The organism is Massilia phosphatilytica (genome assembly GCF_977014125.1).
Window position 1 is genome coordinate 1 of record NZ_CDRNIL010000131.1, and the last position, 6,145, is coordinate 6,145.

Sequence of the window (6,145 nt, forward strand, 5' to 3'; positions counted from 1 at the left end):
TTGTAACCTACTTCGTTCAGTTACGTATTGCTAAGGTTAAAACGGAGAAGATAGTTGGATGATCCAGCACCTCGACACCTTGCTCGCGACGAACCTAAAGCCAGGCGAAGACCCTGTTGGTGTCCAAGCTCGCGCCGTTTTCCTTCGCCTTTCCGAACACGCTCGAGATCCAGAGGCATTCATCGCCACGGCCCTCCACGACAACCTGGCCGCACGCCCCCCGTTCGAAGTCTGGCCGGGCAACGCGGCGCCGCCCGTCGCGCTGAACGACGTGGCCGTGCGGGCCTTGCCCGATGCGCTGGCCATCGCCATCAACACCAGTCCCGGGGCCGACATCACGCTGCTCGACAACTTCGTGCCGGCCGGGCGCTCGTTCGCGATCGCGATCAGCGCGGCGCGCACGCTGGCCATGATCCAGCAAGCCATCGACGATAAATTCCCGTCGCTGCCGGTCGTGCTGCACGTGGACGGGCACGACGTCCGCCTCAAGAGCCTGCACCCGTCGCTGACGAATTTCCTCCACTTTTCCGGCGACGTGACCGTCATCGACGCCATCCTCGGCAGCATCGACGTCGATGCCGGCTACGACGTCGATGTCGGCCTCGAATGGCTGCCGCCCGACGCCGCCGGCGCGCAGAAACTCAAGCCGGACGTGCACGATCCCGACGTTCATTTGTCCACGCTGGCGTGGATCCTCGGCCTGCTGCTGGGCTTCCTGAGCGGCGGCGTGGTCGGGCTCGTGATCGGCATCGTGGTGCTCGAAATCATCAAGCACATCGCGTCGACGATCGGCGGCGCGCTCGTGACCGACGAGGTGAGCGGCGCCGTGGACGGCCTGCAGGCCTGGCCGTCGCCGCTGGGCACGGTCGGCGACGTGCAGTCGGCGTTCGAGAACCCCATCGCCATCAGTCCCGATGGCCTGCTGATCGGAGGCTAGCGGCCATGTTCAATGTCGTCAGCAAGTACGCCGGCACCGACATCGTGTTCGCGAACGCGCACGGGCCGTACGCGGTGGACGGCGGCAGTCCCGTCACGTTGAGCGCGGGCGCGCCGAACCCGCATGCGACCTATGCCTGGGACCTCGGCGACGGCGCGACGGCCGCCACGGCCTCCGTCACGCACGTCTATGGGCGCCACGGCGTGTACGTGGCCCGCGTCGCGGTCACGGTGAACGAGCCGGGCGGCGACACGAGCCGGCACTATGCGCAGATCCGCGTGAGGAACGTGCCGCCCGTGGTGTCCGCCGGGCCGGCACTGCACGGTCAACGAAGGCGAGGTCGTGACCTTCGACGGCGGCTTCACCGACGTGCAATGGCTGGAAACGCATACGGCCACGTGGGACTGGGGCGACGAACAGAGCCCGTCCGCCGGCACGGTCGTCGAAACCCACGACGAGCCGCTCGGCAAGGGCACGGTCGGCGGCACCCATGCGTGGGGCGATGCCGGCACGTACACGATCACCCTGCGCGTCCAGGACGAGGGCGGGGCGACGGGGTTCGGCAAGGCGCGCGTCACGGTGCTGAACATGCCGCCCGTGGTGGACGCGCTGGCGCCGCTGTACGCCTATCCCTGCTGCGTGCTGACCCTGCGCGCGCACTTCACCGATCCCGGCTGGCTGGACACGCACGCGGCGTTCTGGGATTTCGGCGACTGCAGCGGCCCGCGCCGCGCCGTCGTCGACGAGACGCACAAGGCGCCGGCGGGCCAGGGCACCGCGACGGCGTCGCACGTGTACCACCAGTGCGGCACGTATCACGCCACCTGCACGGTGATCGACGACGATGGCGCGCCCGGCACGATGGCGACCGTCGTCACCGTGGTCGACGTGCGCAACGCCGGATTCGAGGAAGGCTTCTGCCGCCACCAGCTGGGCGAAGTCGGGAATGCCTGGTCGCCCTATCTGGCGCGCATCCCGACCCTGCTGGGCAGCGCCGACCTGACGCCGCTGGCGGTGCCGGTGGCGCCGAACGTCGACATCTTCACGGCCGAGCACGCGACGGTGCGCCATGGCGGACGGGCCCAGCGCATCCGCTTCCTCGGCAACACGCGCGCCGGGGTGATGCAGCGCATCGGCGCCAATCCCGGCTGGGATTACCAGGTCACCGTGTGGTACAGCCTCAACGAGCAGGCCGGCGGCGACTCCGTGCTCCTCGACGACGTGGACGAACTGATCGACCAGCCGCCGGAACTGCGCGGCGCGATCGCCCGTCTCGGCATCGATCCGGACGGCGGCGTCGACCCTTCCTCGTCCCGGATCGTGTGGATGGACGGCATGTTGCGGCCCGAATGGTCGCAGCTGTGCGTACGCGCCACCGCGAGCGGCGATGGCATCACCGTGTTCATCGAGGGCCAGGGCGGCGTGCGGCTGGGGGCCGACGTCTGTTTCGACGACGCGGCCCTGGTCGCGGTGCAGCCGTTCTGCCCGCCCGCGCCGCCGCGGCAGACCTGCGTGGACTTCGCGTCGTTCGAGAAGGATGCCGTGCTGCCGTCCGAGTTCGAACACGAGGGATTCCGTTTCACGGCGCGCGACGGCGAACCGCAGCGCATCGTCCAGTCCACCGTGCCGCCCGGTCCGCGTGTACTCGAGGTCCGCCCGCGCGGCCTCGAGGTCGCGTTCCCGGTCACGGCCGACATGGCGCGGGCGACGCTGGTCGGGCAGGGCGCCGCCATCCTGGTCGCCTACGACGCCGACCGCAACGAGGTCGCGCGGCGCACCGTCGCGCCGGGCGGCCCGCGCCAGACGGTCGACGTATCCGGCCGCGACATGACCGTGCTGGACATCGTCGGCCGCGGCGGCATCCAGCTCGAAAAACTGTGCGTGCATCCGCAAGAGCCGGCGGACGCTCCCCCAACCTCAGCCTGAAGGAGAACGACGTGGAACAACCCGGCGACAACCAGCCCAGGGAAATCAAAACGGACGACCTTGCCGACCGCGCCGCCAAATACGGCGGCGTGATCAAGCTGATCGGCAAGTTCCTCGGCAACAGCGAGCGTGAACACCACTTCCGCTTGTACACCACCGACAACCTCAACTGGTATTACGAGTTTTCCAAGGATGCCGCTCATCGACGTACGAACGCTTTCCGTCCGGGCAGATCATCGCGTGGCTGAAGCCGGGCGCGACCGTGCAGGAAACCGCGACGCGGACCGTGCCGGAAGGTTTCCTGGGGGGTGCGACCTACCGCGAGAACGCGGCGCGGGCTGCCGGCGCGCCGGGCATGCGCAAGATGTTCGCGATGGCGCAGGGCGACGGCTGCGGCTCGTCCGTGGCGAACTGCCCGGACACCCAGCTGTCGTTCACCTGCAATCCGCGCGATCCGAGCCCGGACTGCCCCTACAACCGGTTCTGACGATGCCGGCCCCGACCGCGGCCCGGACCGTATCCGCGCCGCCCGCGCCGCCGCGCCATGATGCGGCCCCGGCTGCGCTCGATTCGTACGCCGCGGTGACGCGTTACCTGATCGCGCGCGGCCTGCTGGCGCCGGCGGCCATCGTCGACGGCAGCTTCCGCATGCGCGACCTGTCGCGCCGCAACCTGAACCTGCTCGTCGACGGCGCGGGACAGGACGGCCTGTTCGTCAAGATCGGGTCCGATCGCGCGCACCGCGCCGGCCTCGCGCACGAGGCCGCCGTGTACCGCCTGCTGCGCCGCGCGCTCGCCCCGGCGCACGCGGCGCGGCTGCTGCCGGTGCTGGTCGACCACGATCCGCACGCGGCGGTGCTGGTGCTGGGCCAGGCCGACCGCGAGAACCTGCGCGACCTGCATGCGCGCCTCGGGCGCTTCGTGCCCGCGCTGGCCGCGCGGCTGGGCGCGAACTGGGGCGGCTGCAACGTGCGTTGCCGCCGGACGCCGTGCCCGGCATCGAGAAGGCGGCTTTTATCCGCTGCCGTTCTGCCTCGTCACTCCGCTGCTCGGTTTCGTCGCCAATTGCAGCGCCGCCAGCGTGGCCCTGCTGCGCGTCGTGCAAGGCAATGCCGGCCTGTGCGCCATGCTGGAGGCGCTGGCCGCGACCTGGCGCGCGCGTTGCGCGGAACACCCGCGCCTGATTCATGCCGACCTGCGCCTGGACAATTGCTGCGTGAACCTGCGGCCCCGGCGGCTGCGGATCGTCGACTGGGAACTGGCGACGGCCGGCGACCCCGCCTGGGACGCGGGCGCCGTCATGGCCGACTACATGAGCGCGTGGCTGCAGAGCATGCCGCTGCCGGCCGGCGCCGAACCGGCCGACTGCATGGCGCTGGCCGCGATCCCGCACGCCGCGCTGCAAGGCGCGGTGCGCGCGTTCTTCACGGCGTATGCCGGCCGCGCGCGGACTCGCGGGGAGCGCGCGGACCGCCGAGCTGCACGCCTGCGTGCGCTACGCGGCGGCGCGTCTGCTGCAACTCGCCTACGAACAGATGCAGGGCGCGGCGCAAGGCCACCACGCACGCGCTCGGCCACGTGCAGTTGTGCGACAACCTGTTGCGCCGTCCCGGAAGAGGGCGCCGCGCATTTCCTCCGGGCGTGCCGCCATGACGTCCGCCTGTCCGGTGCGTGCGGCCCACGCGCTGGCCCTGGCGCTGCGCTGCGTGGCGGTCCCGGCCGCGGGCGCCATCCGCTGGCGCGGCGAGCCGATCGCGCCGCGCCTGCCCGACGGCCCCGGCATGGACGCGCTGCGGATCGACCTGCTGGCGGGCGTACTGTACCGGCAATTCTATTGCCACGGCCGCCCGCTGCCCCTCGCGTCCGGTGCCGACACGGCGCGCGATGGCCTCGCGGCGCTGCGCCTGCGCGCCGCGCTGGAACGCGCCAACCGCGCGCGCGCCGGCCTGGCAGGGCGGATGGCAGGCACGGCAGCACACGGACGGCGGCGTCGATGCGGCCCAGGCCGGACTGCGGGTGCACGCGCCACCCGGCGCGTGGCGGCCGGCGGCGGGGACAGCGGGGACAGCGGACACGGCGGTCGATCTGCGGCAGTCGTCCGGGACGTTCGCGGCCAGCCCCGGCTTTTATCTCGTCGAGGGCCCGCCGTGGGCCGTGGACAGCCGTCTCGTGCGCCTGTACTGGCATGTGAGCCCGGCCGGCGCGGCGCGGCTGCTGGCCGCGCTGACCGGCATGCTGGCGGACAGCGGCCTGCCGTTCCAGGTGAAGGTGCTGGCGCGCAGCACGGCGTACGGGCGGGCCGACGCCTGCGTGCTGTATCTCGACCAGGCACATTTCCCCGTGCTGGCGGGCGAGCTCGCGCGCATCCATGCGCGGATGCGGCCCTGGCTCGATACGGCGGTGCCCGTCTACACGCACGCGCTGGCGCCGGGACTGGGCCTGGCCGAGCAGCCGCCCGGCGGCGCGAGCTTCGGCCGCCACCGCTGCACGCTGCTGGCACGGGCGCTGTGTGCCGACGACGCGCGCAGCGGCGCGCCGGCGTACCGGCTGGAGCGGGTGCGCGCCCGTTTTGCGGATCACGGCGTCGCGCTGGCGCAGCCGTTCCTGAACCCCGGTTCGCAGGGCGGCTATGTGCTGCCGGCGGCGCGCGGTCCGGGGCGCCGCACGCGCCCGCCCGCGCCGGCGCCGCAGCCCGGCCTGCTCACGGCCGCCGCGCGCATCGGCGCCGAGCTCGCCGGAGACGCGGTCTGGCACGCCGACCGTTGCTGCTGGGTTGGCCACCTTGCCGGCACCGGCCGCCCGTACGGCGCGCTGGGGCCGGCGCTGTACGACGGCACGGCGGGCATTGCCTGGTTCCTGGCGCAGCTGTACGCCGTCACCGGCGAGGCACGCCTGCGCACCACGGCCGCGGGCGCGCTGCGCCATGCCTGCGCGGCGGCCGAGTCCCATGCGGATACCGGACTGTACGGCGGCCTGGCCGGCGTGGCCTGGGTGAGCGCGCGCTGCGCGGCCCTGCTGGATCTGCCCGAATTCGCGGCACGCGCCGTGCTCCTGCGCGCCGCGCTGGCGGGGCGGGCGCACCGGGCCGTCAATGCCGACGTGCTGGGCGGCGTGGCCGGCGTCGTCCTCGGCCTGCTCGGTGCGGACGCCGACGATGCCGACGGGCTCGCGCAGGAATACGGCGCCGCGCTGCTGCGCCTGGCCCCGAGGTGCTGGATCATCCGACTGACTCCTCCGTTTTAACCTTAGCAATACGTAACTGAACGAAGTAGATGTACATAA

5 protein-coding genes and 3 pseudogenes are annotated in these 6,145 nt (G+C 71.9%); 7 read left to right on the forward strand and 1 reads right to left on the reverse strand.

Going from position 1 to position 6,145, the window contains the following annotated elements; translation table 11 throughout:
- Positions 1–58 precede the first annotated feature (58 nt).
- The 5 genes and pseudogenes from ACWNCF_RS04615 (at position 59) to ACWNCF_RS04635 (ending at position 3,350) form a co-directional block, all read left to right on the forward strand.
- Positions 59–937 (forward strand): hypothetical protein, encoded by an 879-nt coding sequence (locus ACWNCF_RS04615; protein WP_449406197.1) that lies wholly within the window; start codon positions 59–61, stop codon positions 935–937.
- Positions 938–942: 5 nt separating this feature from the next.
- Positions 943–1,206: pseudogene (locus tag ACWNCF_RS04620) on the forward strand (PKD domain-containing protein); the annotation flags it as partial.
- A gap of 58 nt (positions 1,207–1,264) precedes the next feature.
- A pseudogene (locus ACWNCF_RS04625) lies at positions 1,265–2,863 on the forward strand (PKD domain-containing protein); the annotation flags it as partial.
- A gap of 11 nt (positions 2,864–2,874) precedes the next feature.
- Positions 2,875–3,111 carry a hypothetical protein gene (locus tag ACWNCF_RS04630; RefSeq protein WP_449406201.1) on the forward strand — a complete coding sequence of 79 codons (237 nt, stop codon included), beginning with the start codon at positions 2,875–2,877 and terminating at the stop codon, positions 3,109–3,111.
- Positions 3,112–3,125: 14 nt separating this feature from the next.
- Complete coding sequence (locus ACWNCF_RS04635) at positions 3,126–3,350, forward strand: hypothetical protein (protein ID WP_449406198.1); 225 nt, start codon at positions 3,126–3,128, stop codon at positions 3,348–3,350.
- Here the strand turns inward: ACWNCF_RS04635 and ACWNCF_RS04640 are convergent.
- On the reverse strand, positions 3,335–3,766 hold the full coding sequence (locus tag ACWNCF_RS04640; RefSeq protein WP_449406199.1) for a hypothetical protein: 432 nt from the start codon (positions 3,764–3,766) through the stop codon (positions 3,335–3,337). The genes ACWNCF_RS04635 and ACWNCF_RS04640 overlap by 16 nt on opposite strands.
- Before the next feature lie 223 nt (positions 3,767–3,989).
- On the opposite strand from ACWNCF_RS04640, the pseudogene ACWNCF_RS04645 reads away from it, so the two are divergent.
- Both ACWNCF_RS04645 and ACWNCF_RS04650 read left to right on the forward strand, forming a co-directional pair.
- A pseudogene (locus ACWNCF_RS04645) lies at positions 3,990–4,133 on the forward strand (phosphotransferase); the annotation flags it as partial.
- Between the two features lie 614 nt (positions 4,134–4,747).
- A complete protein-coding gene (locus ACWNCF_RS04650; RefSeq protein WP_449406200.1) occupies positions 4,748–6,106 on the forward strand; it encodes a T3SS effector HopA1 family protein in 1,359 nt (452 codons plus the stop codon).
- The last annotated feature ends 39 nt before the right edge of the window (positions 6,107–6,145 follow it).

What these genes read in the sequence shown, in the direction of transcription:
- ACWNCF_RS04615 (WP_449406197.1), top strand. Translation starts at nt 59, where the DNA reads ATGATCCAGCACCTCGACACCTTGCTCGCGACGAACCTAAAGCCAGGC.
- ACWNCF_RS04640 (WP_449406199.1), bottom strand. Translation starts at nt 3,766, where the DNA reads ATGCAGGTCGCGCAGGTTCTCGCGGTCGGCCTGGCCCAGCACCAGCAC.
- ACWNCF_RS04650 (WP_449406200.1), top strand. Translation starts at nt 4,748, where the DNA reads ATGGCCTCGCGGCGCTGCGCCTGCGCGCCGCGCTGGAACGCGCCAACC.